This window comes from Victivallis vadensis, assembly GCF_003096415.1.
In the GTDB taxonomy this organism is placed as follows: Bacteria; Verrucomicrobiota; Lentisphaeria; order Victivallales; family Victivallaceae; genus Victivallis; species Victivallis vadensis.
The window spans coordinates 39,236-64,160 of the sequence record NZ_QEKH01000014.1 but is presented as its reverse complement, the minus strand read 5'-3'; the positions used below and the strand labels follow the sequence as shown (position 1 = coordinate 64,160).

Sequence of the window (24,925 nt, the reverse complement as noted above, 5' to 3'; positions counted from 1 at the left end):
TATAGCATGGAAAAAGATTCAGGAGGTGGCCGTTTGATTAAAGTTTCGTCATCTTCGTCTTTTGCCGCCACCGTGGCAGGGTGACGAGGAAAGTCGTTCCCCGGTTGACTTCACTCTCCACTTCGATGGTTCCTCCGGCAACGGAAACGATCGCCTTGACCAGACTGAGCCCCAGACCGTTGCCCGGCAGGCTCCGGCTGGAATCGGAACGGTAAAATCGTTCGAAAATATGAGACCGGGCTTCCGGCGGTATTCCGCAGCCGGTATCGCTGATGCGGAGCGTGAATTCCGAATCGCCGGGTTCCAAACGGACGGAAACCGTACCGCCGGACGGAGTGAATTTGATCGCGTTGTCCAGCAGATTGGCCAGCAGCCGCTGGTATTTCACTTTGTTGCCGCAGGCGGAAAGCGGTTGTGCCGGAAGCTCCTGATGCAATGTAATCCCCTTATCCTCGGCCACTGTGGAAAAAAGTTCCAGTACCGCGGCGGTGAGGGCGGTCAGGTCAAGATCATCAAAGTCATCCTGGGCAATGCCGGATTCGGTCTGAGTAATCTCCAGCATGGTATTGATCATAGTCAGCATTTCGGCACACTCTTCGGCTACATCGCCGGCCAGTTCCGAGCTGTCTTCGGGATTGAGCACGGCTAATTCGGCTTTGCCCCGGATGCGGGTGATCGGAGTGCGCAGATCATGGGCGATGTTGTCGGAGATTGTTTTCAGTTCCTTCAGTAATTTTTCGGTGTTGGCTGTCATGTTATTGAAGGCGTCGACCAGATTGTCGATCTCTTCGCCCTCATCGCCATGCCCGACCCGCAGCGAAAAATCTCCGGCTTCGATTTTCCGCGCCGCGCAGGTGACCCGGTCCACGCCCCTGATGAATTTGCGCGCCAGCAGCCAGCCGGCCCATGAACCGATCAGCAGCATCAGCAGCACCATCGAATTGAAGATGAAGACCAGGCTGGACAGATTCTCCTGAATATCCATCAGACTGTAGCCGATGACCAGGATATTGCCGTCGATCAGCCGTTGGTTCAGCACGCGGATCGGAGCGCACTTGCCGGAGAGAGTGGCAAACCAGCGGGAACAGCGGTATTTCGCAAAGTCCTGTCCGGTAAAAAAAGGCAGCAGCCGCTCCCGGAAGTCGGACCGGGCCAGAACCCTGCCGTTTTCGGAGAGCAGCAGGAAGAATATCTGGTTTATGCCTTCTCCGTAAGATTCGCTGTTGAATTTATGATTCATAACCGCGGCCCGGTCGACCAGCGTGAGTTCCCGGACCCCTATGGTCAGCGAAGGCCACCGGACGATGAATTCCTGAAGCCGGTTGCCGGCGGTGCCGATCAGCAGATAGTGGCCGTGGTTGCGGGAACCGTGGTAGGCGGCGAACAGCGGCTTCCAACCCGCTATTTTCTGGCCGACCACAGCGAACACGTCCGGCGGCACCTGGTCGAAGTTGAGGGCGACCGAAGCGGCCGCAAACTCGTCGCCGGTCAGGTATTCATATTCGAATTCCTGAACGAAAGTCAGCAGCTTCTGATCGATGGTGTTATAAAGGTGGTTGCGCTGGTAGAGATAAACCGCGGCGAAGCAGAAACAAGTGGAAACTGCGAAGAGCAGGGCATAGCCGAGGGCGACTTTGAACTTCACCGTCCGGAAAGGAGGGCGGTCACTCCAGAACATACCCGAAGCCCCGGACGGTACGGATCAATTTGCGTGCAAATGGCTTATCTATTTTTTCGCGCAGCCTGCAGACCCGTGATTCAACGATATTGGTCCGGGTGTCGAAATGGTATTCCCACACATGTTCCATAATGGTGTTTTTGGAGACGACGCGCCCCTTGTTGCGCATCAGATATTCGAGCAGCTGGTATTCCAGCGGCTGCAGCTCGATCCGTTCACCGCCCCGGACCACCTTGCGGCTGATCAGGTCGAGGGTCAGGTCCTCTACTGTCAGCACTGTCGTTTCCGCGGCGCAGCTGGCGCGGCGTAATTGCGCGTGTACCCGTGCGATCAGTTCCGCCATGGAAAACGGCTTGGCCAGATAGTCGTCGCCGCCTTTTTCCAAACCGGTGATTTTGCTTTCCACCGAATCCTTGGCGCTGAGCACGATGATCGGCAACTTGAGCCCGGCGGCACGGAGCTCCTCAATCACGGTGAAACCGTTCAGTTTCGGCAGCATCACATCGATCACTGCCGCGTCGAAAAGGGCGCTCTTGGCTTTGAACAGACCGTCAAGTCCGTCGGCGGCATGACAGGTCTCGAATCCCGCCTGTTGGAATCCCTTGAGTATAATCTCCGCCGTCTTGGCGTCATCTTCGATCAGCAGAATCCTCATGGAGTTCATTCCCGGGTTGCAATTGCTTCCATTATTCATTTCAATAATATATCATGAATTTCCGGGGACGCAATAGACGGAGTATTTGCGTTTTATTATTTTACGCCGCGTACAAGTTTCTTGAACCGGGACGCGGCGTTATTTTTCAAGGCAGTACGGCGCTTGGCTTCCGTCATGACAGATATTTTTTGACAGTGCGCCGATCCAGCCCCGCGAATTCAGCGACCGCCTGGCAACTGCCGAGGCGGTTGTAGCCGCGCCTGAGATAGAGGCGCAGCAGCTCTTCCCAGGTAAGATCGGTCCGGTCCAGTGCGGTTTCGAGTTCCCCGGTTTCCTGCGTGGCCGCCGGAGTATATTCTCCCCGGATCACCAGATTGCGCACACACTGCTCAAGCTCGCGCACGTTGCCCGGCCACGGATAAGAGGCGCCGAGGTGCCGCCGGATCCACCTGACCGCCTCCGGTGTGAAACGGGCGGCCTCCTGATGCCCCAGAATCCGTTCCGACAGGATTGCCACGAAGTGTTCAAGCTCCCGGTCGTCGCCGGAAACCAGTTCGCGCAGCGGAACCGTGCTGACCGTATCGGCGCAGAGCCGGTAATAAAGATCGTTGCGGAAAGTTTTTGTGCGGCATGCTTCGCCGAGGTCGCGATTGGTCGCGGCGATGATTTTCCCCCGGAATTCCAGCAGCCGGTTGTCGCCGAGCCGCTGGAATTTGCGGCTTTGCAGCACCCGCAGCAGTTTCACCTGGGTTTCCGGCGGAATTTCACCGATCTCATCGAGAAAGACGCTGCCGGATTCCACGCAGCCTTCAAAGTAGCCGATTCGGTCGCCGGTCGCGCCGGTGAAAGCTCCCTTGCGGTGGCCGAACAGCTCGGATTCGATCATGGTCTGGGGCATGGCCGAAAGCTGCACCGGCAGGAAGCACGCGGTATAAGGATAGGCGAAGCGGCAGGTTTTCGCGTCGAACGGGATATATTGCGACAGCGCGATCGCCCGGGCCACCAGTTCCTTTCCGGTCCCGGATTCGCCGGTGATCAGCGTGGTGATGCCGTTCATCTTGTCATAGAGCACACGGAAATAACGGTCGATGTCGTGGCTGAAAATCGATTGCCAGATCGCGGCGCGCAGGCCGCCCGCCGCCAGCGTTCCGCCGACGATGAAGCTGAAAATATGGTGAAAGGCGCGGTGAATCTGAAAGAAGATCGCGAAGCTGCGCTCCGGTTCGTAGCGGAAGGAGGTTTTGCGTCCGGGATAGGCGGCAAGTTCGAGAAAATCCCGGGCGAAGTCACGGTAGACCGGATATTCCGTTTCATCCGGAAACTGAACCATCCGCTCCGTCATCGGTTGACGGTATTTTTCAAATAGATGATAGATCACCACCGCGTCGTACAGCTTGTCTTCAGCCGGAGTGGCGGAGAAACCGGTGCGTCCGGTGCGTTTTCGCAGTTCTTTCGCCCAGTGGGTGGCCAGTTCGCCGATCGCCTGCACTGCCGCGCGGGTTCCGTTGGAACCGGAGTGCATGTTCCAGACATCATCGGAAGCCGGCCGGGAGGAACCGAGGATCGTCTCCTCCAGTTTGATCCGCTCCGGCGCGAACGGATTGATGAAATTAAGCCTGCCCAGCGCTTCCAGACGCGCCCCTTCCTGTGCCGTGAACATCGCCATGTCGCCTACCCTTTCCTTGGAATGGCGTTAATATAGCATGGTGTACATTGTGTGTCAATCGTATGTGCATTTTTTGTTGATGATTGAAAAAGAATGAGTTTGCCTTGTTTGTGGTATAATGCTTTGAATTCCAATTGATTATGCGATCGGATGACGGCTTGGCACGGCATTTGCTTTTATTGCGGCGGGAATCATCCCGAAACAGAAAGGAAAATCGATCATGAATAAACTCGGCAAATACTGGATGGCGGCGATGGCGATGTGGAGCGGCGGTCAGGCGATGGCGACGGAACCGTACACTGTCGGGAAACTGCTGGGAATCCCGGAATTCAATACGCTGGCGCCGTTTCTGATTCTGGCCGTGCTGGTGATGGCGGCGGCGGTTGCCGCCGGATTCAGAATCTGTACTGCGGATCATAAATAATGAAGCGGCGGAGGGGAAAACCATGAAAAAGAATACATTGTCCCGGATCATCAACTTCGCGGCCGCATTTTCACTGCCGGCGGCCGAGCCTTACGGATTGACTCATTCGCTGCTTGGCGCGGTAATTCTGACGATCCCGGCGCTGACTGCGGTCGGTATGGCGTTGCTGCTGACCTGTTTCTGCCGCCCGATGCACTGGAGCAAACGGCTGCTGCCGGTGGCAGTCGGCTGGATTACGCTGGCCGCAGGTAACCTGTGGCTGGGGAACTTTGAATCCATCTATGCGTCGCTGCTGATGCTGGCGTTACCGCTGGCGGTGGCGTTTCTGGTAATGCCCGGTTGTTATTGCCTGATCTATCTGCTGGAGACCTGGGGGCGCCGTCGCAGGTTCAGGCTGTTGAAAGCGTCGCTGTGATCAGAATTGCGCGGAGGAATCCGTCAGGGAGTCCTCCTCGCGGTTTGTCTCCGTTGCCGGCGCATCCTCACTCGGAGTTGTGGCGCGGGTATCGGCCAGCAGCGCTTCCGGCAGGTAGATGCCGTCACGGGAAATCGCGGCCTGCGGCGGAACATAATCCTTGTCGTCAACGGGGACCGGAACGTCCTCCGCGAAGCAGGTTATGGTGGTCAGCATCGGAATCGCGGCCAGCAGAAAGAGAAACAGTGTGGTTTTCATGATATATTCCCTCGACGTTTGAAATGATCTGTTTACTTTATAGTATAACAGATCAACATCGCGGGAATATTGCCGTAATATTGCATTCCGGCAATTTTGCAAAAAATGCGGGCAAATTCGCCCACACCCGTTCCGGAAAACGTGATTACTGCGCCGGTGACGGTTGAAGGTCCCGGACGCCGGGACGCTGAAATTCACAGGGCACCGCAGTCTGGCAGAGGGCGCAGCCGAGGGCGCGGTTCAGCCAGCCGTAATGCTCCTCGCGGCCCGGATTCACATGGGTTACGCAGTAGTTGGCGCAGCCGGGCTTGTCGCGGTCGGTGAATTCCCTGCCGATCGCATGGCCGGGACAGCGGCGGATGCAGGCTCCGCACCGGGTGCACCACGCGAACGGATCGTTGCCGTAGGGGCGGGCGTCCGGGGCCAATTCGAGCGCCGTGACCACGGAGCCGAGCCGCATTGCGACGCCGTGGGCGGTGATCAGTCCTGCGGAGAGTCCGAAAGTGCCGGCCCCGGCGACGAAAGCGACATGCCGTTCTGACCAGCTTGAGGTGAAATTCTTCACATCCCAGCCGGGAGCGGGGTAGATTTCGCGCTGTTCGAGATGGGGGGCGACGGCGGGAAAACCGGCGGCGGTCAGCAGTCCGGCGGTCTGGCTGCGGATCTCCTCATTCATGATCTCGCCGAAACTGCGCACCGCGGCCCATTCGACCGAGGGGCGTTCGGTTTCGCGCCGGTTGGTTTCGCGCGCCTTGCGGCTGACCGGAAGCACCCAGACCACGACCGAACGGGCGGTCGCTTCCGGGAACTTGCGGCCCAGCGCCTCCTGCGGCGTCCAGTGGTGGGGGCCGATCACCGTTTTGTAGCGGGCGAAGAAAGGATCGGAAGCGGAGGCGACGTGAATGGTCGGCGGTTCAAAGAACTCCCCGGCTCCGGTCTGAACGTAAAGATTTTGAATCAGTTTTTCCAGTTCCTGCCTGTCCATGATCAGCTCCTTTCCTGAAATAAAAAGGCCGGACACGGGCTGTCCGGCCTTGAGTGGCGGCAATTACGCTTCGATCTGCTTTTCGAGATAGTCGCGCAGCTGGGTCACGTTGACGCGTTCCTGCTCCATCGTGTCGCGGTTGCGGACGGTGACCGCGTTGTCGTTCGCCGAATCGAAGTCGAACGTCACGCTGAACGGCGTGCCGATTTCGTCCTGGCGGCGGTAACGTTTGCCGACGCTGCCGGTCTCGTCGTATTCGCAGCGGAAGTGGCGGTCGATCTCCTTGTACAGCGCATAGGCCGGTTCCTTCAGCTTCTTGGAGAGCGGCAGCACCGCGACCTGAATCGGCGCGACCAGCGGCGGCAGGTGCAGCACGACGCGGGTATCCTCGTCCATGCCCTCCTTGGCGGTGGCGGCCTTCTCCTCGTCGTAGGCGCGGCAGAGCAGCGCCAGCATGGTGCGGTCGAGTCCGACGGAGGTTTCGATCACGGTCGGCATCAGCTTGCGGCTGTTGTCATGGTCCATGTACTGCAGGTCTTCTCCCGAAAATTCGCTGTGGCGGGTGAGGTCCCAGGTGCCGCGGTGGTGGACGCCCTCAAGCTCGCCCCAGCCGAACGGGAACTTCACTTCGATATCGATCGCCGCCTTCGCGTAGTGGGCGAGCTTCTCGTGGACGTAGATGCGGAAGAAGTCGTCGGAGAACTTCAGTTTGTTCTTATAGTAGTTGATCCGCTGCTGCTTCCAGTACTCGAACCACTCCATGCCCTCCTCGCCGTCGCAGAAGAATTCCATCTCCATCTGGGTGAATTCGCGGCTGCGGAAGGTGAAGTTGCGCGGGTTGATCTCATTGCGGAACGCCTTGCCGATCTGCGCGATGCCGAAAGGCAGCTTCTGGCGGGTCGCGACGCGGACGCTGTGGAAATCCACGAAAATCGGCTGGCAGGTTTCGGCGCGGAGCCACGCGGTGTGCTCCTCGTCGAAGACCGGGCCGACGAAGGTTTTCATCATCAGGTTGAATTCGCGCGGCTCGGTCAGGTCCTTGGAACCGCAGTTCGGACAGGTGGTCGGGTCGGCCATCTGGTCGACGCGGTAGCGGGATTTGCACTTCTTGCAGTCGGTCATCAGGTCGCTGAACTGGTCGAGGTGGCCGGAAGCCTTCCAGACGCGGGGATGGCAGATGATGGTCGAATCAAGTCCTTCGACGTTGTCGCGGGTTTCGACCATTTCATGCCACCAGAGGTTTTCGATGGCGCGTTTCATGCGCGCGCCGTAGGGGCCGTAATCCCAGAAGCCGTTGATCCCGCCGTAGATTTCGGAACTCGGGAATATGAATCCGCGACGTTTGCATAAACTGACGATCTTGTCCATCAGCTCCAGATCTTTTACCTCTTCTTCGGCCATGACATCCATTCCTTACAGATGAGAAGGAACCCGTTTGCCGGGCTCCTCCGGGTTGAACATTTCGTTACGCGTTATAATGTATCATCATTTGCGGAATTTGCCAGTCCGCATCAGGGAAAGATAAAAAGACCGGTCGCGGGGAAAGCTGTGCCGTCTTCAACGGGCAAGGCGTTTGCCCCTGACCCGCCGGAGGCAGTTCCCGCGTCAGGGGAGCACTTCGTAGCGGGCGGCCAGTTCCGGCGAGAGAGTGCCGTCCGCGCGGACTTCGCCCCAGCGGGGAGTTTCGTTTTCATAGGCGAAGCTGAAGCCGTCGTCGGCAAAGAGCCGGGCCGGGCGCGGGGCGTCCCCGAAGCATTTGAGGCGCAGTTTGAATTTCATGCCGTCGGTGATATGCGGGACCGGTTCCGCGAGCGGAACCACCGCCGAACCTTTGACCAGGATCGGCAGCTCTTCCGGCGCAGGGCGCAGAGTGACTTCCCCGGTGTATTTTTCGCCGGTATGGAAGTCGTACCAGTCGCCTTCCGGCAGCGGCACGGTCAGCTCGGTCATTCCGGCGCGGAAGGGAACCGCCAGCAGCCGGTCGCCCGCCATCCAGGCGTAGTCGACGTCGCGCAGCCGGGGATCGTCCGGGACATCCATCGTCAGCGCCCGGAAAGGTGGCGTGCCGTGGAAGCTGTATTCCGCGAAAGCGGCGTACAGATAGGGCAGGAAGCGCATCCGCAGTTCGAGGATGTCGCGGGTCGCCTTTTCCAGCCGGAGCTGTTCCTCCTCAGGGTAAAATTCTCCGGCGCTGTTGAGTTCGCGCCGGAGCTGCCGCCACGGCGGGTGCGGCATCGACCAGATGTTCAGCAGCATCTGCGGCGACAGCACCATCGCCTGCAGGCGGCGCAGATAGTCTTCAGGCGACACCGCGTGGCGCAGCTCCGGGGTCCAGAGCATCCCGGAAAAGCCGCAGGTGGTCACGCCCCGGATAAACTCCGCGTGGTCGTAGAGGTCGCTGTACAGCACGAACGGCTGCGGCGGCGCGAAGGCGTGGGCGTTGCGGACGCTGCCGTAGGTGCGGATATTGCTTTTGCGGCAGGCGCGGCCGATGGTTTCCATATAGAGCATGCCGAGCATCGAGTGCATGGTTTCGCCGTCCTGCCCGGAGGGAAACTGCGAACATTCCGGGAACGACCACGGACTCGAAATGAAGTCCGAATTGTCGCACTCGTCGAGCTTGAACGAGCTGATTCCGCGCGAGGTGAAGGTGCGGGCGTGGTAGGAGGCGAAACATTCACTGGCCGGGGCCAGCGTCAGGTCCGGCACCGCCCCGTCCCAGACCTTGAAGTCGCCGGAATAGGGGACCAGGTCACGGTAGATCGGGGAGGTCGGATGGGTGAAAAGGTGTTCCCACAGATTCACGTGATAGCCCATATTGTTCAGGGCGGCGACGGTCCGGTCCGGCTGCGGAAAGCGTTCCGGGCTCCATTTGAAACTGCACGAGTAGGCTTTCGACTGCCAGCCCGGTTCGAGGCCGAGCACGTCGCACGGAATCGACTTGTCGCGCAGCTCCTTCGCCATCGCCAGCACCTGCGCGGCATCGCTCGCGCCGCAGGTGCGGTACCAGCAGCCGAGGCCCCATTCGGGGGGCAGGGCGCCGCCGCCGGTGAACAGCACGTAGCGCCGCACCGCGTCGAGCAACGCCGGGCCGGTGAACAAGTAGAGGTCCACGCCGGGGGCAGCGGGAATGTCGATCACCATCGGGGCGGAGGCGGAGCTGTCCAGCGCATAAAGTTCCGCTTCGGAAAGTTTTACGCCGCCTTGTTCCGGCGCCCGCGTCTCTTCCTTGGGGTTCAGATGGGCGTTGCCGCCGCAGTAGAAGGACGCATAGCGGGCGGTATCGACCAACACGCCGTAACCGGCGGTCGTGAAATAGAGCGGGGCGGGCGCGTGGCTGTCGCCGGTGTCGGTGGCCGGGTCGCTGTTGACCCGGAGCGTCCGTTTTTTGCCGGTGTGGCGCAGGCTTTTGAGGTTGAGGCCGAGCCCGTAGATATCCTCGCCGGAAGTGAGCGGCAGTTCGAGGCGGCAGCCGCGGCGGCTGACGGTGAATTTGATCTGCGAAGCGTCGAACGGCGGCTCCGCGTGCGGCAGTTCAGCCATCGCTTCGCGCCGGGGCGGCTTCACATACATCTGCTGCGAGGGCGTGCCGTTTTCGGGCTGCCCGAATCGGAACCGGAAAACACCGGGTAAAAATTCCATGAAGTACCTCATAATGATCAATTTTTCTGAATAATATACTGCCGGTAGGCGTTTTCTCAAATGAAAGATATTGAAAAGTCATAAAGTTCGGTTTGCTTTCCGGGTGGGAGCGGTCTATATTTTCCATTTTCAAATAAAGGGGACGGACATGGATTCGGAATCATTGCAGGCAATCGTCGCTCCGCTGCTGGAGTGGTATGACAGGCACGCCCGGATTCTGCCGTGGCGCGAAAGCCCCGAACCTTACCGGGTATGGATTTCGGAGATCATGCTGCAGCAGACCCGCGTCGAGGCGGTGAAGCCGTATTACGACCGGTTCCTGAAGGAGCTGCCCGATCTGCACGCACTCGCGGAGGCTTCCGAACCGCAGCTGCTGAAGCTGTGGGAGGGGTTGGGCTACTACAACCGGGTGCGCAATCTGCAGAAGGCGGCACGGGTAATCGTCAGCGAGTACGGCGGCGAGTTCCCGCGCGATGTGGAAACGCTGCGCTCTTTGCCCGGCATCGGGGAGTATACCGCCGGGGCGATCGCGTCGATCTCCTTCAACCGGCCGGAGCCGGCGGTGGACGGAAATGTGCTGCGGGTGGTTTCGCGGCTTGCCGCGAGCCGGGAGGATATCTCCAGTCCCAAGGTCAAGGGGGCGATTTCCGATGCGTTGCGGCAGGTTTATCCCGCCGGACGCTGCGGTGATTTCACGCAGAGTTTGATGGAGCTGGGCGCGACGGTCTGCCTGCCGAACGGCGCGCCGAGGTGCGCGGAGTGTCCGCTGGCGGAGCTTTGTGCCGGACGGCGCGAAGGGATTGCCGCCGGGCTGCCGGTAAAGCCCGGCAGGAAGCCGCGCCGGATCGAGCCGCGGACGGTGTTCCTGCTCCGCTGCGGCGACCGGATCGCGCTGCTTCGCCGTCCCGGCAACGGCCTGCTGGCCGGGCTCTGGGAGTTCCCGAATACCGCCGGAAGCCTGACTGTCGCCGAAGCTGCCGAATGGATGGCCGGGCAGGGAATCTTCGCGGAACGGATCATCGCGACCGGCGGCGCAAAGCATGTCTTCACCCATCTGGAATGGCACATGTCCGGCTTTCTCGCCGATTGCAAGGCGGAAAACGGCGGCTTCCATTGGGTGACCCGCGACGAGTTGGAGCGGGAAATTTCGCTGCCGACCGCGTTCAGGCCCTTTGTCGAAGCACTCGACGCGGAAAGCGCGCAGCCGTCGCTCTTTTAAAACGGCTGCGCTCTTCGCGGCTTGCCCGCCGGCGGACTAGAAAGCCTCTACCTGCTTGGCGTCCATCGACAGCGCATTGGCCTGCTCCTGTGAAATCTTGCCGGCGGCGACCAGTTCTTCGAGCGAGCGGCGCATGGTGATCATGCCGTCCTTGAAGTTGGTTTCCAGAATCGACTGGAGCTGGCCGGTCTTGTTTTCGCGGATCAGCGCCTGGACCGGCGGCGTGCCGATCATGATCTCAAACGCGGCGCTCCGTCCCCGGCCGTCGAGATTCGGCAGCAGCCGTTGCGCGACCACGCCGAGGATCACGCTGGCGAGCTGCTGGCGGATCTGGTTCTGCTGGTGGGCAGGGAAGGAGTCGATGATGCGGTCCACCGTCTGCGGCGCGTTGTTGGTGTGCAAAGTTCCGAACACCAGATGGCCGGTTTCGGCGGCGGTCAGCGCGGCGGCGATGGTTTCGGTGTCGCGCATCTCGCCGACCATGATCACATCGGGGTCTTCGCGCAGCGCGTACTTGAGCGCGTTGAAGAAGCTCAGCGTGTCGGCGTGCACCTCGCGCTGCTCGATCAATGCCATCTTGTTTTTGTGCACGAATTCGATCGGATCCTCGACTGTGATGATGTGGTCGGCCTTGGTGCGGTTGATCTGGTCGATCACGCTGGCGAGCGTGGTGGACTTGCCGCTGCCGGTCGGGCCGGTGATCAGGATCAGTCCCTGTTTCTTCTTGCTGATGTCGAGCAGGCTCTGCGGCAGGCCCAGCGCCTCGGGCGTCGGGATATGCACCGCGATCACGCGGGCGGCCACGCCGACGCAGCCGCGCTGGAAGTAGCCGTTGATGCGGAAACGGATCGTGTCGTTCGGGTTGTTGCTGCCGATGTTCATCGTGACCGACAGCGCGAGGTCGATCTCCCGCTTCTCCTCGAATTCGACCCGCTGGCGCGGCGTCAGTACGCTGAAGAGCAGCCGCTGGGTGTCGGAAGGGGTCAGCGGCGGCAGCTCCAGCGCGCGCAGTTCGCCGTTGAGCCGGAGCGTCGGCGGCGCACCGCAGGAGAGGTGCAGGTCCGACGCGCCGATCTTGACCGCGCTGCGCAGCAGCCGGCGCATGTCGATGAACTTGCCGTCCTCGGAGTCCTCGGCGGTGCCGTACAGGCTGCGCAGCGAATCCACGCCGGACTCCATTCCTTTTAAAAGCAGCCGGAATTCATCGGGATTGGTGACCGCCTTGAGCGCATCTTCTTCCGCGATCAGGTGCTCCTTGGTCATGCGGTAGATGGTGCGGTTGAAAGTCTGCATGCCGCTTTCGCCGCCGCGCCGGAGCGCGTCCTCAAGGCCGCTGTAATCGCGTTCGCCGACCAGCTTGCGCACCGGCGGCGTGCCGATCAGGATTTCAAAGGCGGGGATCATGCCGTCGTGCGTCGGCGTCGGAATCAGCCGCTGCGCGATTACGCCGACCAGCGCGTTGCCGAGATCGGTCGCCACCTGCATTCTCTGGTCCTCCGGAAACAGGTCGATCACCCGCTCCACCGACTGGATCGCGTCGGAGGTGTGCAGCGTGGACAGCACGAGGTGGCCGCTCATCGCCGCCGCCACCGCGGTGCTGACCGTGTCGGTGTCGCGCATTTCGCCGATTACGATCACATTGGGCGCTTCGCGCAGAGCGCTGCGCAGCGCGTCCGCGAAACTGACCGCATCGGAGTTGAGTTCGCGCTGGGTGATGATGCTCCGCTGGTCCTCATGGATGTATTCGATCGGGTCTTCCAGCGTGATGATATGTTTGTTGAGGTTGGCGTTGATATAGTTGACCATGGCCGCGAGCGTGGTGGACTTGCCGCTGCCGGTGGCGCCGACCACCAGGATGATTCCGGCGGGAGCCTCGCACATCTTCTGGATCTGGACCGGAATATGCAGTTTGACCATATCCAGGTCGCGCCCGGAGTGGATCGGGCGGGCGACGAAGCCGGGGCCGTTCAGCGTACTCATGAAGTTGATGCGGAAGCGGTGGGCGAGGTCGATGTTGAAGCCCGCGTCGGCGGTGCCGCGCTGCCGGTATTCCGCCTCGCGCTCCTGGTCGAGCACGGTCCGGCGGAATTCGTCGACGGTTTCCGCCTGAATGACCTCTTCGCCGATCTGGTAGATGGTGCCGCTGCGCCGCATGGACGGGATTTTGCCGGTGGTGATGAACAGGTCCGAACCGCCGGAATCCATCGCATATTGAAGCAGGTCGATCAGATTCATGAAATTTCCTTTCCCGGGATCAGATAAACAGTAATGCGCCTCTTTCTTCTGGACGCTCTCTTGACATCGATTCTGAGCAATGATACTTTAATACCGTTCTCGATGCAAAACAAATCGGAAAGTGAGATTTATGCTCAAAAATATGATAAAATTCAAGATGGCCTCCGGCTGTTCCGACCTGGCTCCCGCCAAAGCGCATCCCGACGATGCCGCCTACGACCTTAAGGCCCGCACCGACATCGAACTGGCCGTCGGGAAGAGCACGCTGGTGCCGACCGGATTGTTTCTGGAGCTTCCGGTCGGATTTGAGGCGCAGGTGCGCCCCCGCAGCGGACTGGCGTTGAAGCACAATCTCTCGCTGACCAACTCTCCCGGCACCATCGACGCCGGATACCGCGGGGAAGTCGGAGTGATCATGTTCAATCCCGGCCCGGCGGTGTTTCAGGTGCGGCGGGGCGACCGGATCGCCCAGATGGTGATCGCGGAACTGGCCGCCGTGGAACTGGTTCCGGCGGAGGAGCTCTCCGAAACGCAGCGCGGCGCGGGCGGCTTCGGCAGCACCGGCATCGGCGAAGGAAAATCATTGTGAAGCAAACCATCCTGTTGTGCGGCGCAGCGGCGGCCGTCGGCCTGACGTTCGCCGGTTGCCACTCGCCGGTCTCGCGCGAAATCCGCGCGCTCGGCGTTCAGAGCGAAGCCTCCGAACGGAGCTGTACGCTGCGCAGGAACGGCAACTTCATTACGATCTATCCCGGCAGCCTGCGCGCCAACTTCAACGGCGGCTGGGTGCATCTGGTGGAACCGGCGCAGCGGACGGAAGGAAAATCCGGCGTCTATTCGCTGTCGGAGGCCAATCTGAAAAAGGTGGTCGCCCCGCTGTTGAACCGGGAGGTCGCCCCTGCGAAACCGGTGAAAATGATTTTGATCGATCCGGGCCACGGCGGCAGCGAAACCGGCGCGACCGGTGCGAAGCATCAGGAGAAAACGCTGAATTTCGCCCTTGCGCAGAAAATCCGGGATGAACTGGTCAAACGCGGCTTCACAGTGAAAATGACCCGCGATACGGATAAGGATGTTTCGCTGGATGCGCGCGGCAACCTCTCCGGAACGTTGAAAGCCGATCTGTTCATTTCCGTGCATCACAACGCCGCTGCCAACCGGACCGGCACCGGCGTCGAAACCTTCGCGATGACGCCGGACGGCTGCCGCAGCACCGGCGGCGGAGCCGTCCCGAAGCAGGCGACGCTGTCGAACCGGTATGACGGCGCCAACCTGAATCTCGCGCAGGAGATTCAATCCCGCCTGGTCAAAGCCACCGGCGGGCCGGATCGGGGGGTGAAATTCGCCCGTTTCCGGGTTCTGGTCAAGGCGCACTGTCCGGCCGTGTTGGTCGAAGCCGGCTTCATCACCACCCCGAAGGAGGAGCTGGCGATTGCCGACCCGGCGCGTCAGCGGAAAGTCGCCGCCGCCGTCGCCGACGGAGTCGAGGCCTTTAACCGCCGCACTGCCGCTATGAAAAAATGACCTGCCGCAGGCGGTGCGGACCGCTTTGAAGGAACGAAACAAAAAAGTTTCATTTTTTTGAGCGTCATTGACGAAAAAAGTATCGGCGGCGTTTGAAAATCCCTTTGAGTCGGGTATCTTATATAAAAAGGAAAGGATGAAAGTAAAGAATTCCGTAATTTTCATTTTCCTTCCGGAACGATAAGTCAAAGAGAGTAGATCACATTAGATATGGCACAAAAAGATATATCATCGGCGCAACGCGAGTTTCCGACCATCACGCTTCAGGAGGGGTACGGCAATACCCGGGAGATTCCGATCAACCGGAAATCTCTGATTATCGGGCGTGAGAACGACAGCGATATCGTGATTGCGGAACCCAATGTTTCCCGGCATCATGCGGTGATCAGCTCTACGGCGGAAGGGGTTTTCATTGAGGATCTCGGCAGTGCGAACGGCACGTTCGTGAATTCCGCGCCGATCGTGCAGGTGCAGATCAAGCATCTGGATACGATCCAGATCGGCAGTTCCATGCTGGTTTTCAACGATCCGAACAATCCGGGGATCGCCCGGGCCGGCGAGAAACGGGCGGATACTCCCGACAGCGAATTCACGTTTGAATCGATGCGCAAGGTGATCCGGCAGTTGGAGCAGAACATCGAGGTGGTGTTCAAGGGCAAGCCGGAGGTGGTGCGGAACATGATCGTCTGCCTGATGGCCGACGGCCATCTGCTGCTGGAGGACGCTCCCGGCGTCGGGAAGAGCATTCTCGCGCAGGCGCTGGCGAAATCCATTCAGGCGAATTACCGCCGCATCCAGTTCACGCCGGATATGCTGCCGTGCGATATCACCGGTACGAATATTTACGATGAGAAGCTCAAACAGTTCCGGTTTATTCCCGGCCCGATTTTCGGCAATGTGATTCTGGCCGATGAGATCAACCGCACCACGCCGCGCACCCAGTCGAGCCTGCTGGAGTGCATGGCCGAATCGGTGGTCACCGTCGACGGCAAGGCGCATGTGCTGCCGAAGCCGTTTTTCGTGGTCGCAACCCAGAATCCGGAGGATTACCACGGCACCTATCCGCTGCCGGAACCGCAGCTCGACCGCTTCATGATGCGCCTTTCGATCGGATATCCGTCGCCTGAAGCGGAGCTGGAAATTCTGAGTTCGCAGCAGGGAAGCCATCCGCTCTCGCGCATCTCCTATGTGATCAAGGGATCGGATATCGTGCACTGCCATGCGCTGGTGCGCAATGTGTCGGTGGATCAGAAGATCAAGGAATACATCATCAAAGTCACCGATGCGACCCGGCAGCATCCGGCGCTCGCCAACGGCTGCAGCCCCCGCGCCACGCTGGCGCTGATGCGGTGCAGCCAGAGTCTCGCCGCCTACAGCGGCCGGAATTATGTAACGCCGCAGGATGTGCGCGCGATGGTCAAGGTGGTGCTGGCGCACAGGATGCGGCTGCGGCTGCGCTTCCAGGGGGAATGGCACAAGGTGGACAATGTGCTCGATTCCATCATGGAGGGGATTCCGATGGTCAATGAGGAACCCGCGATATGATGGCGTTTCCGACCGCCCGCGGCTTTCTGCTGATTCTGATGACGGTCGGAACTGTCGGGGTGGCGCTGGTCAACGTCGGGCTGGCGACCGCGTTGGCGGCTTCGATTTTCTGTTCGCTTCTGGCGGCCAGCTTCCTGCTGGCCCAGTTTTCGCTGTACCGGATCAGGATTGAACGGCGGCCGAACAGCGACGGCTTTTTCGGAACCGAAGTCGCGCTGCCGCTGCTGGTCACCAACCGCACTTTCCTCTTTCGGCAGCCGATGGTGATTACGGAGAAATGCGAATTTGCTCCGGGCGGCGTGCTGCATGCCGCCGTTCCCCCGCTGGGGCCGGGGGAGTCGCTGCTTCTGAACCGGACCTGCATCGCGGAGAAGCGCGGCTGCGCCAGGCTGCTGGAGGTGAAAGTCTCCGGCGGTGATCCGGCCGGCCTGTTCCGGCGTACCCGGAAGTTCAGGCTGCCGGGTGAAATTCAGATCTACCCCGGCACAGTCCGGCTTGATTCATTGCAGCTGCAGGCCGAAAGCAACCCGATGCCGAGCTTCGACGGCCGTCCGCTCGGGCAATCCGGGCACGGTCAGGAATTTTTCGGAGTCCGCCCGTACCGGCCGGGCGACGAGATCCGGTTTATCCACTGGAAAGGATCGGCGGGGCGGCAGCAGTTGATGATCCGCGAATTTGAAGCCAATACGGTCGACCAGATCGTGATCATACTGGATACCAGAAAAGCGCTGGTCGGCAACGATCCGCGGGAAAACAACCTCGAATTTCTGGTCAGTGCGGCGGCAAGCCTGTCGGAGCATCTCAAGGAGATGTACTGCCGGATTCACTTTTTCGCGGCGGACGGGCGCAGCGGCGAGCGGCTCCATCTTTCGGGAGACGCTTCGGTGATGCACTGGCGGCTGATGCAGACTTTGATGATGCTGGAACCGGCGGAGGTGCCGTTTGCGGATACCCTTCTGGAGGCGGTTGAGCAGATACCCGGCGGCGTGCTGGTGTATGCGCTGTCGATGGAGGCGGACGACGCTTCGAAGGGGCTTCTGGAGCTTCTGCTTGACAACGGCTGCCGGGTCAACTGGATTCTGGCGCCGAAGGGCAACTTTCCGCCGATTCTGCCGGATGAACCGCGCATTGTGTACGGCGACCGCTCGTTGCGGCGGTTCCGCGGGGCGGTCAAGCCGCGCGAGGTCTGTTTCGCGAACACTTTGGAAGAGGTGCTGGAAAAATGAAGCTCTGGCGTAAATATATTCTGCGGATTCTTCCTGTCAAGCGGATCGTGGACCACTCCCGGCGGCGGCAGACCCCGGAGCGGCTGCCGCAGCATCTGGTCTATACCATATTGTGCGGCGCCGCCGTGGTCGCTTCGCTGTGGCAGTATGCCCAGCCTCAGTTGACCTTCGCGGTATTGGGGCTGATCCCGGTATTGGCGCTGCTGGCTTATGTGCCGTACCGGGTCATTCCCTCGTGGTGGCGATTTATGATTCAGCTTGCCGTGGTCGCCGCCGCGGCGGTCTGGCTGATGTACCGGCTGACGCACGGCATCCCGGCGGACAAGGCGCTGTCGGAGGTATTGGCCATCACCAGTCTGATCTTTCTGATGGCACAGAACGCGCGCGATTACGGTTATTTATTTGCGATCTCGATGATTCTGCTGGCATACGGGGCGCTGTTGCCGCGCACGGTCTATCTGTGGTGCCTGGGTGTGGCTTTCGGCAGTATGCTCATATTGTTGTACAGCAACCGCCTGCAGCAGTTGTCCGCAAACCCGCGTCTGCCGAATCCGCGCCGGATTCTGCGGCGGAACTGGCATATCCTGGCATTGCATCTGGGGCTGGTCGCCGGGTGCTTTGCGCTGATTTTTCCGCTGTTCCCGACGGACCCGAGCGGTTCGAAGGGAATTTTTGCCGTGGCATTCAATACGGATAAATCTTCAATGCTGCCCGCCAACCTGCAACAGTGGTTTCAGTCTGAAAAAGTCAAACAGGAACAGGGAGGCGTCCGCATTATCCGCAATGGGACCCCCGATACGCTGGAAGCCGGCGGAACTCCGATGAAGATCAAGGGAAAACAACCCGATTCTTCATCTCAGGACGGTTCCGGCAGCGCTCCGCCGGGACGCGACCTGGTATTGCGGGTGAAGTCGCCCCTGAAGCTGTACCATCTGGCGCAGTTGTATGATGAATATGACGGGACGCGCTGGCTGGCGTCCGCGGAACTGAAGCGGGGCAGGATCAATGTGCGCAGTTCCGAGCGTTCCGCCTCCCGGATGGTTTCATCGCGCTACACGATCCTGAAATGGCTGAGTCCCAAACTTTATGCGCCTTACCGCCCGGTCTCTTTCGAGCGGAACAACGACACGGCGCCTTACAGCCTGCTCAGGACGACCTTTTATAACAGCGAACTGGCCTCGAACAATTATCCGAATCTGCCGTTTTCCTATCTGGTTTCCAGTGAAATCAGTACGGAGCTGGAGAACCCGTTGTCGGAGCGTACCCGGCGGCGCTGGCGCGAACGGCCTGCGCGCGCCCATTATCTGAAACTGCCGGAGAAGAAAATTTCGGAGCGGTTGAAGAAGAAGGTGGAAGAACTGACGCGGAATGCCAAAAATGATTACGAAAAAGCGTTGATTCTGCGGGATTACCTGCGCAACAACTTCAAGTATCAGCAGTATTCCCGGCCGGTTCCGGAAGGGAAGGAGACGGTGGATTACTTCGTCTTTGAGCTGAAGGAGGGGCATTGCGAGTACTTTGCCGCGTCTTTGGCGGTGATGGCGCGGCTGGCGGGATTGCCGTCCCGTACTGCGGCCGGATTTTCGCCGGGCGATTTTAATACTTTGCAGAATGTGTTTGAGGTATATGAATACCATGCTCATGCGTGGACTCAGATTTTCGTGCCGGAATACGGTTGGCTGACTATGGATGCGACGCCGCCGGGTGAGATCCGGTCGCAGACGACTCCGATTGGGATCGGCAAGCTGCGGGATCCCTTCGGAGATGAATGGCGGGTTACGCCGCCGGAGTTGACCGAGCATACGCTTCAGACGTTGAAAGACATGTATCTGAAGCAGGTGCGGGCGGAGGAGACGCCGTCGAAAGCCGCGGAAATCATCATGCAGGTCGCGGAGGTGCAGGAGGAGATCCGCAAGCAGATCAAGGAAACCTACAGGAAGGTGGCGCCGAAATCCGCGAATCGCGCCTCCGATAAAAAGAAGACCAGAGGGGAGGCGGCCTGGGAGTATCTCAAGCAGCTTGGGAGTCGAAGTCAGCATTATCTCCGAATCGGGCAGGAGTTTCTGCGGCGGTACTATCCGGCGGTGGTTCTGGCTGGAGCGGCGCTGATTGCGGCTTATGTACTGTTGCGCAAACAGTTGCGACTTCGTCGGCTTCATCGGCAAGAGGAGGAGGCGAAGGCTTGTTTTGAGAAGGCGGCGGCGGCGTTGAAGGCGGGTGAATACCGGGAGAGCGTGCTTTTCGGCTATCAGGCGATTCGGATTGAGTTGACGCTTGCCGGGGTGCCGCGCCGTCGGAACGAGGAGTTACTGGACTATGCCCGGATGCTTGCGGATTTCCGCGAAGGTTTTGACCGCCGGATGACGACGGTGGTGCTGGCTTTTTACGAGGCGGAATACGGAACCGGAGAGATTTCCCGCCGGAGTGCGGTTCTGGTGCAGCGGAACATCCGTGCGATGCGCCGGGGCTTGAGAGTGCCGAAGCAGCCATAGGAGCCGGATTTTCTTCTTTAATTGATGAAAAATGATTGTTCAGCCTCAAAATGAATAAAAAAAATCAAATATTCTTCAGAAAGCTGCTTTAAAAATCCAAAAACGGCGCTATCTTATATAACAACAAACATGGGCACCCGTAGCTCAGCTGGATAGAGCGTCTGCCTCCGGAGTAGAAGGTCATGAGTTCGAATCTCGTCGGGTGTACCATTTTTTTTCGCCTCAAAACAAGGATAACCCGCCAATCCGGAACCCGCAAAAAGTGCGTTCTGTGCCAATATTGTAGCCAATATCCTTGGATTTTTCAGAACGGCGTGTGTTTTTGTCTTATCTCGTCCGGTATTATAATTACCGAAACAGAGGAGATAAGAAAATGCCGAGAACAAAATCAAAAGCACCGACGCTGGAACAAAGATGTTCCCCGAATGGCGAATGGACGTTTCGCCGCCTTATCAACGGAAAGCGTAAGACTTTCTACACCGGAACCAGTAATTATCAGGAAGCGGTGGCCTTCCGGGACCGCTCCATTGCCTCGGAGACGGTGGGAGCCGAACTCATCACCCGCAAACGGCAGAACGCCCTCAAGGTCATCCGCAATCTTTCCGAAGTGGTGGACGGCCTCGAAATTCCGCGCCTGACATTTCAGGAGGGGTTCGATTACTGGCTTAAAAGAAATCCTGAACAGTTGGATAACTCGCTTCTCCGCCAGAAGCACATCCGCAGCAACTACGCCCATTTCAAAGCATGGTGCGAGCAGAAAAAGCTCAGATACATGGATGAAATCAGCAATGATATTTCCGTAGATTATGCACTGCATTTGTGGAACAGCACCCATATCCGGGGGACTACGTTCAATAAAAAAATCAACCTTTTATCGAACGTCTTTCGTTGTGTCTCAGTCAATCACCAGTTGCCGAACGGAGACCCTTTTCACCCCGACATCGTCAGGCGCAAGCCGAAATCAGATGGTTCCGAATCAACCCACATGCCCTTGGAGCCCCATATGCTGGATGCGGTGATGAAAACAGTGGCAAATTATGGTCAGGACTATATAGATTTGTTTATCGTCGGCGCAAGTATTGGCGCAAGGCTGAAAGACTGTTGCCTTCTCAAATGGGAACATGTTGATTTCAAAACCGGTTTTATTGAGTTTCACCCTTATAAAACAATGCGTAAGTGTGCCGGTTCGACAGCAAGAATTCCGATATCAGCCAATCTTATGGAACTTCTTCAGCGCCGAATGCAAGATAGAGTATCTTCTTACGTCAATCCGGTTATTGCTAATGAGTACAACGACAAAGAAGTCTACAAGAAATGCACGAAAATCTTTAAAGAAGCTCTTGGCAAGGAGACTACCCAGCTCTCAAAAGAGGGGCTCAGGCGACAGCGTAACGGTTGCATCTACGGTTTTCACTCTTTCCGGACTACGTTGATGTCATGGCTGGCCGCCAGAGATTGCCCTATGCGTGACGCGATGCGTATCTTCTGCTGGGAATCGGTGGAGATGATAAAACTTTACACAAAAATGTTGGAGAAAGCTCGCGGAGATATGGATGCGCGTTGCAAAAAGCTTTTTGCTGTGACAGAGGAAATCAACTTTGAAGTCCCCGAAGAGGCAAAGAAGATGCAACCATTGCGCCCGACACCGGAAGCACTTTCCCGGCTCGTTAACCGATACAGCAACCGAACCATCGGGCTCATCTATAATATCTCCGATGTGGCGGTAAAAAACTGGATGGACAAATTCGGCGTCCTCAGAAGCAGGCGGGTCTGCAATAAAATTATTGAGGAGGACGAAATTCAAAAGATACGGCAGGAGCTTCTAGCGGCGTAACGCACTCCCGGCAGCAGGGAAGAGTTCCCTGTCTGTCGGGGATTTTTCCTGCTCAGAAAAGAAATTTCAAACTTTTTTCATATCCGCCAGTGTGTTTTGATGTCGGATTTTCCTATTATATGTACCAGCAGATTTGCCACCTCTTGGGCAGACATATCTTGGAGAGCAAAGTACATGTAGGACTGATAAGTCGTGGGGTCACATTTCTGCTTGATTTCCAAAAGCGCCTGAGCCAACACGGTTGCACGCCATTGTTTTTCCCAGATATCCTCAGCTTCAGCCGGAAGCTCTTCAATGCCGAAATCTTCCGATTCGATGGAAACGGTTCCGTCCTGCCGTTTGCGCATCAGGTCACAGGCTTTGTTGTGAATAATCCGCTTCAGGTAGTCCCGGAAACGCCCCTTGGATTTGTCATAGACGAAAGAACGGCTTCCCTTGAAGAAGTCCAGCATCACCAGTTGAACCAGTTCTTCCTTCTCGGTCTGGCTGAGCCGGAGGTCGCCGCCGCGCAACAGAATGAGCGGCTTGTACAGCGCATAGAATTCACCCCAGCCGACTTCATCGCCGCGCCGGACGGCGGATAATAAACTTCCTCTGGTTGTAAATGCCATATATCAAATTTCTTGCTGTAATTCCGCTTCGCAAGGTAATATATGGGCTGAATTCCTGAAGGTCAAGCGTAAAAAAGGAAGCATCTTCGGATTTCCCGGTATTCTTGCCCGGAGCGTTATGCTGTGCCGGGCCTGGCGATTTTTCTACGGGGTCCGAAGTGCTTCCGTGAACTAATGCCGGGGTTTTCCCGATTTCTTATGCCGAAGAGCAAAAGAAAGTTGATATTTTATCTCGCCGGAATATATTATAACGGATACCGATGAAATGAAGGAAAAGTATTCTGATGCAAAAGTCTCCAACATGTTATATCATTGCCGGACCGAACGGTGCCGGAAAGACGACTTTTGCCATGAAATATCTTCCGAAAATTGCCGGATGTTTGAATTTCATTAACGCCGATGAGATTGCGAGAGGGCTTTCGCCACTGAATGTGGAGGCTGTTCAACTTCAGGCAAGTAAAATTTTTCTGAATGCGATTGAAGAGAAAATTCGCTCACGGGAAAATTTCGCCTTTGAGACAACGCTTTCCGGCAAAGCGTATTTGCAGAAAATCAAGCAATGGAAAAATGACGGATGGCGGGTCGAACTGTTTTATTTGTATCTGCCGAATGCGGAATTTTCAGCCAGGCGGGTGGAATATCGAGTCAAGCAGGGAGGGCACAACATTCCCTCCGATGCGATTGAACGCCGTTATCCGCGCAGCGTGGCAAATTTGTTTGAATATGCCGACGTGTGCGATGTGACACATTGCGTGGATAACTCCCAACGGGAAATTTCTTTGATTTTTGACGTTGACGCCAACGGGGTCAACATTTATAACGATACTATTTATAAACAGATGAAGGAGTTTTGCCATGACTGCTGAAGCCACTCAAAAAACTTCTTTGCTCGCGGTACAAGCCTTGCAGGATGCCGTAAATGAAGAACTGGAAAAGAAAGCAAAACTCGGCCAACAGGCTGTGGTTTGCGGAAAGAACGGTAAGCCGAAAGTGGTTTCGGCCAAATATCTGGTTCGTAAAATGAGGAGCCGTAAAACAGGCATATAAATTCTTACAATTTAATAGTTAAGTCTTTGTAGACTTTTCAGCAGACGTTCTCATCAGAAACCGCCAAACTTTTGACTCAAGAATCGTTGCTGAAGGGAAAGCACCATTGTGTTTTGGTGCTCCCTTTTGCATTCTTGAGTGGGCGCTTGGCGGTGCCTTGATGAGGTGCATGGGGAGCACCTCTTTTTTTGCACAATTTTTCGTCTGCCGCGTAAGATTGCCGATAAATTCCGGCATAAGATGACAAAGGAGACGAAACCAATGAAAAGAACATTACTTCTGCTGTTCGGAATTCTGCTGCTGGCCGGATGCGCCACTCATCCACAGGATAAACTTTATCCCGACGTCAAAGTCTCCCGCCTTTTGCGCGTCATCGACGGCGATACCTTCGCCTGTGACATCGACGAACATTCCGCCATCGCCGGAAAGAATATTTCCATCCGTCTCCGTGGCATCAATACTCCCGAACTGAGAAGCGGAAACCCGGAAGAGCGCAAATCTGCTAACCTTGAAAAACAACGTCTTTCAAGAGAGAAATAAATAATCATTCAGACAAATTTTAGAAAACAAACCAAATGAGTTCTATAAAACCTATCGTCCGCTGATCGTGGTGCGTGGACGGGACTACAAGCTCAATGTTGCCGAAATCAACGAGCTGGTTCAGTCGGTCATGCTGCGTTTTTTTGACCGAAGTAAAAGTTTCGTCTATGACCGTTCCAAGGGAAAATTCCGGGATTACCTCGGGGTGATGATTTATCATTGTGCGCTGAACATCATTCGTCAGCGGCGCAAAAATGAGGTCGATTGCGAAGCAGTGGAGTTGGAAGCCTATGACCATGACCGCTGGCAGGAGGAGTGGCGGCAACATATCCTGACGTTGGCGATGAAGCAGCTGAAACTTCAACTGGAAGATTCCACCTTTCAGGCGTTTGAGTTTTATGCGGTCAAAGGAGAATCCCCGGAAAAAGTGGCGAAATTCCTGAAAATCCCGGTCAATATGGTTTATGTCGCCAAGAGCCGGGCGCTTGCCAAACTTCGAAAAATCGTCAGCCAATTGCGGGAGGAGGAATAACCATGCACTATACCATATTCGAGCTTGACCAATACCGGAATCATGTCATGTCATGGTTTCGTCGCATTTTCTGCCGGTTGCACCTGCAGCATTGTCATCGTTGCAGGGAACGCCTGACTAGCTTAAGGCTGGACGTTTCCAGACGCGTCAATTAAAATAGTATAATAGCCTGAATTTATGTTCGCTGTGATTCGGGGAACGCTGGTTGCCGTATTCTTCAGACAGAAGCTCGGCGGCGCTGTCCCCCCAGCCATAAATTCCATTTTTCAGACTACCGGAATCGCGACGATCAAAATGATAACAAGCAGCTCAATATTGGTAAAAGGACGTTTTTCGGGAATCCGGCGAAACTTACCCGCGGCATAAGCAGGAACGAAGTAACGCACATGCCGTTATG

The 24,925-nt window shown here is 57.4% G+C and carries 22 protein-coding genes and 1 tRNA gene; 14 read left to right on the top strand and 9 right to left on the bottom strand.

Features of this window, described 5'->3' with window-relative positions; genetic code table 11:
- Positions 1-37: 37 nt before the first annotated feature.
- The 3 genes from C8D82_RS09825 to C8D82_RS09815 form a co-directional block, all read right to left on the bottom strand.
- Positions 38-1,678 carry a sensor histidine kinase gene (locus C8D82_RS09825; RefSeq protein WP_116884104.1) on the bottom strand — a complete coding sequence of 547 codons (1,641 nt, stop codon included), beginning with the start codon at positions 1,676-1,678 and terminating at the stop codon, positions 38-40.
- Positions 1,665-2,333 carry a winged helix-turn-helix domain-containing protein gene (locus C8D82_RS09820; RefSeq protein ID WP_116884154.1) on the bottom strand — a complete coding sequence of 223 codons (669 nt, stop codon included), beginning with the start codon at positions 2,331-2,333 and terminating at the stop codon, positions 1,665-1,667. Before C8D82_RS09820 ends, C8D82_RS09825 begins: the two co-directional genes overlap by 14 nt.
- 172 nt (positions 2,334-2,505) lie before the next feature.
- A complete protein-coding gene (locus C8D82_RS09815) occupies positions 2,506-3,999 on the bottom strand; it encodes a sigma 54-interacting transcriptional regulator (RefSeq protein ID WP_116884103.1) in 1,494 nt (497 codons plus the stop codon).
- A gap of 220 nt (positions 4,000-4,219) precedes the next feature.
- On the opposite strand from C8D82_RS09815, the gene C8D82_RS09810 reads away from it, so the two are divergent.
- Positions 4,220-4,423 carry a hypothetical protein gene (locus C8D82_RS09810; RefSeq protein WP_116884102.1) on the top strand — a complete coding sequence of 68 codons (204 nt, stop codon included), beginning with the start codon at positions 4,220-4,222 and terminating at the stop codon, positions 4,421-4,423.
- Between the two features lie 22 nt (positions 4,424-4,445).
- The gene (locus C8D82_RS09805; RefSeq protein WP_116884101.1) at positions 4,446-4,838 is read left to right on the top strand and encodes a hypothetical protein; all 393 of its coding nucleotides are present in this window, start codon (positions 4,446-4,448) and stop codon (positions 4,836-4,838) included.
- On the opposite strand, the gene C8D82_RS09800 is transcribed toward C8D82_RS09805, so the two are convergent.
- The 4 genes from C8D82_RS09800 to C8D82_RS09785 all read right to left on the bottom strand — a co-directional run bounded on the left by C8D82_RS09800 (position 4,839) and on the right by C8D82_RS09785 (position 9,723).
- Positions 4,839-5,096 carry a hypothetical protein gene (locus C8D82_RS09800; RefSeq protein WP_116884100.1) on the bottom strand — a complete coding sequence of 86 codons (258 nt, stop codon included), beginning with the start codon at positions 5,094-5,096 and terminating at the stop codon, positions 4,839-4,841. It abuts the gene before it with no gap.
- Positions 5,097-5,241: 145 nt separating this feature from the next.
- Positions 5,242-6,081, bottom strand: coding sequence for a hypothetical protein (locus C8D82_RS09795; protein ID WP_116884099.1), 840 nt, complete (start codon positions 6,079-6,081; stop codon positions 5,242-5,244).
- A gap of 63 nt (positions 6,082-6,144) precedes the next feature.
- Positions 6,145-7,482, bottom strand: a complete 1,338-nt coding sequence (locus C8D82_RS09790) for a glycine--tRNA ligase (protein WP_116884098.1) — start codon at positions 7,480-7,482, stop codon at positions 6,145-6,147.
- 204 nt (positions 7,483-7,686) lie between these two features.
- Positions 7,687-9,723: a TIM-barrel domain-containing protein gene (locus tag C8D82_RS09785; RefSeq protein ID WP_165832984.1), complete on the bottom strand. Its 2,037-nt coding sequence runs from the start codon at positions 9,721-9,723 to the stop codon at positions 7,687-7,689.
- A 148-nt stretch (positions 9,724-9,871) separates the two neighbouring features.
- On the opposite strand from C8D82_RS09785, the gene mutY reads away from it, so the two are divergent.
- Positions 9,872-10,942, top strand: coding sequence for an A/G-specific adenine glycosylase (gene mutY, locus C8D82_RS09780; RefSeq protein WP_116884096.1), 1,071 nt, complete (start codon positions 9,872-9,874; stop codon positions 10,940-10,942).
- A gap of 36 nt (positions 10,943-10,978) precedes the next feature.
- Here mutY and C8D82_RS09775 read toward each other — a convergent pair whose 3' ends face one another.
- A complete protein-coding gene (locus C8D82_RS09775; protein WP_116884095.1) occupies positions 10,979-13,177 on the bottom strand; it encodes a type IV pilus twitching motility protein PilT in 2,199 nt (732 codons plus the stop codon).
- Between the two features lie 130 nt (positions 13,178-13,307).
- Between C8D82_RS09775 and dut the strand changes: the two genes are divergently transcribed.
- The 7 genes from dut (at position 13,308) to C8D82_RS09740 (ending at position 21,798) form a co-directional block, all read left to right on the top strand.
- The gene (gene dut / locus C8D82_RS09770; protein ID WP_207776108.1) at positions 13,308-13,766 is read left to right on the top strand and encodes a dUTP diphosphatase; all 459 of its coding nucleotides are present in this window, start codon (positions 13,308-13,310) and stop codon (positions 13,764-13,766) included.
- On the top strand, positions 13,763-14,701 hold the full coding sequence (locus C8D82_RS09765) for an N-acetylmuramoyl-L-alanine amidase family protein (RefSeq protein WP_116884094.1): 939 nt from the start codon (positions 13,763-13,765) through the stop codon (positions 14,699-14,701). The genes dut and C8D82_RS09765 overlap by 4 nt, the downstream gene beginning before the upstream one ends.
- Positions 14,702-14,911: 210 nt before the next feature.
- Positions 14,912-16,246 (top strand): AAA family ATPase, encoded by a 1,335-nt coding sequence (locus C8D82_RS09760; RefSeq protein WP_116884093.1) that lies wholly within the window; start codon positions 14,912-14,914, stop codon positions 16,244-16,246.
- On the top strand, positions 16,243-17,472 hold the full coding sequence (locus tag C8D82_RS09755) for a DUF58 domain-containing protein (protein WP_116884092.1): 1,230 nt from the start codon (positions 16,243-16,245) through the stop codon (positions 17,470-17,472). Before C8D82_RS09760 ends, C8D82_RS09755 begins: the two co-directional genes overlap by 4 nt.
- On the top strand, positions 17,469-19,964 hold the full coding sequence (locus C8D82_RS09750) for a transglutaminase-like domain-containing protein (protein WP_116884091.1): 2,496 nt from the start codon (positions 17,469-17,471) through the stop codon (positions 19,962-19,964). The genes C8D82_RS09755 and C8D82_RS09750 overlap by 4 nt, the downstream gene beginning before the upstream one ends.
- 133 nt (positions 19,965-20,097) lie before the next feature.
- Positions 20,098-20,174: transfer RNA gene (locus tag C8D82_RS09745), tRNA-Arg, on the top strand.
- Between the two features lie 163 nt (positions 20,175-20,337).
- A complete protein-coding gene (locus tag C8D82_RS09740; protein ID WP_116884090.1) occupies positions 20,338-21,798 on the top strand; it encodes a tyrosine-type recombinase/integrase in 1,461 nt (486 codons plus the stop codon).
- A gap of 77 nt (positions 21,799-21,875) precedes the next feature.
- Here C8D82_RS09740 and C8D82_RS09735 read toward each other — a convergent pair whose 3' ends face one another.
- Complete coding sequence (locus tag C8D82_RS09735) at positions 21,876-22,409, bottom strand: RNA polymerase sigma factor (protein ID WP_116884089.1); 534 nt, start codon at positions 22,407-22,409, stop codon at positions 21,876-21,878.
- 284 nt (positions 22,410-22,693) lie between these two features.
- Between C8D82_RS09735 and C8D82_RS09730 the strand changes: the two genes are divergently transcribed.
- From C8D82_RS09730 to C8D82_RS09715, 4 genes are all read left to right on the top strand, one after another.
- Positions 22,694-23,275 carry an ATPase gene (locus C8D82_RS09730; RefSeq protein ID WP_116884088.1) on the top strand — a complete coding sequence of 194 codons (582 nt, stop codon included), beginning with the start codon at positions 22,694-22,696 and terminating at the stop codon, positions 23,273-23,275.
- Positions 23,265-23,456 (top strand): hypothetical protein, encoded by a 192-nt coding sequence (locus tag C8D82_RS09725; RefSeq protein ID WP_116884087.1) that lies wholly within the window; start codon positions 23,265-23,267, stop codon positions 23,454-23,456. The genes C8D82_RS09730 and C8D82_RS09725 overlap by 11 nt, the downstream gene beginning before the upstream one ends.
- A 261-nt stretch (positions 23,457-23,717) precedes the next feature.
- Complete coding sequence (locus C8D82_RS09720; RefSeq protein ID WP_116884086.1) at positions 23,718-23,996, top strand: thermonuclease family protein; 279 nt, start codon at positions 23,718-23,720, stop codon at positions 23,994-23,996.
- Positions 23,997-24,012: 16 nt separating this feature from the next.
- Positions 24,013-24,528 carry a sigma-70 family RNA polymerase sigma factor gene (locus C8D82_RS09715; protein WP_116884085.1) on the top strand — a complete coding sequence of 172 codons (516 nt, stop codon included), beginning with the start codon at positions 24,013-24,015 and terminating at the stop codon, positions 24,526-24,528.
- Positions 24,529-24,925: the final 397 nt, after the last annotated feature.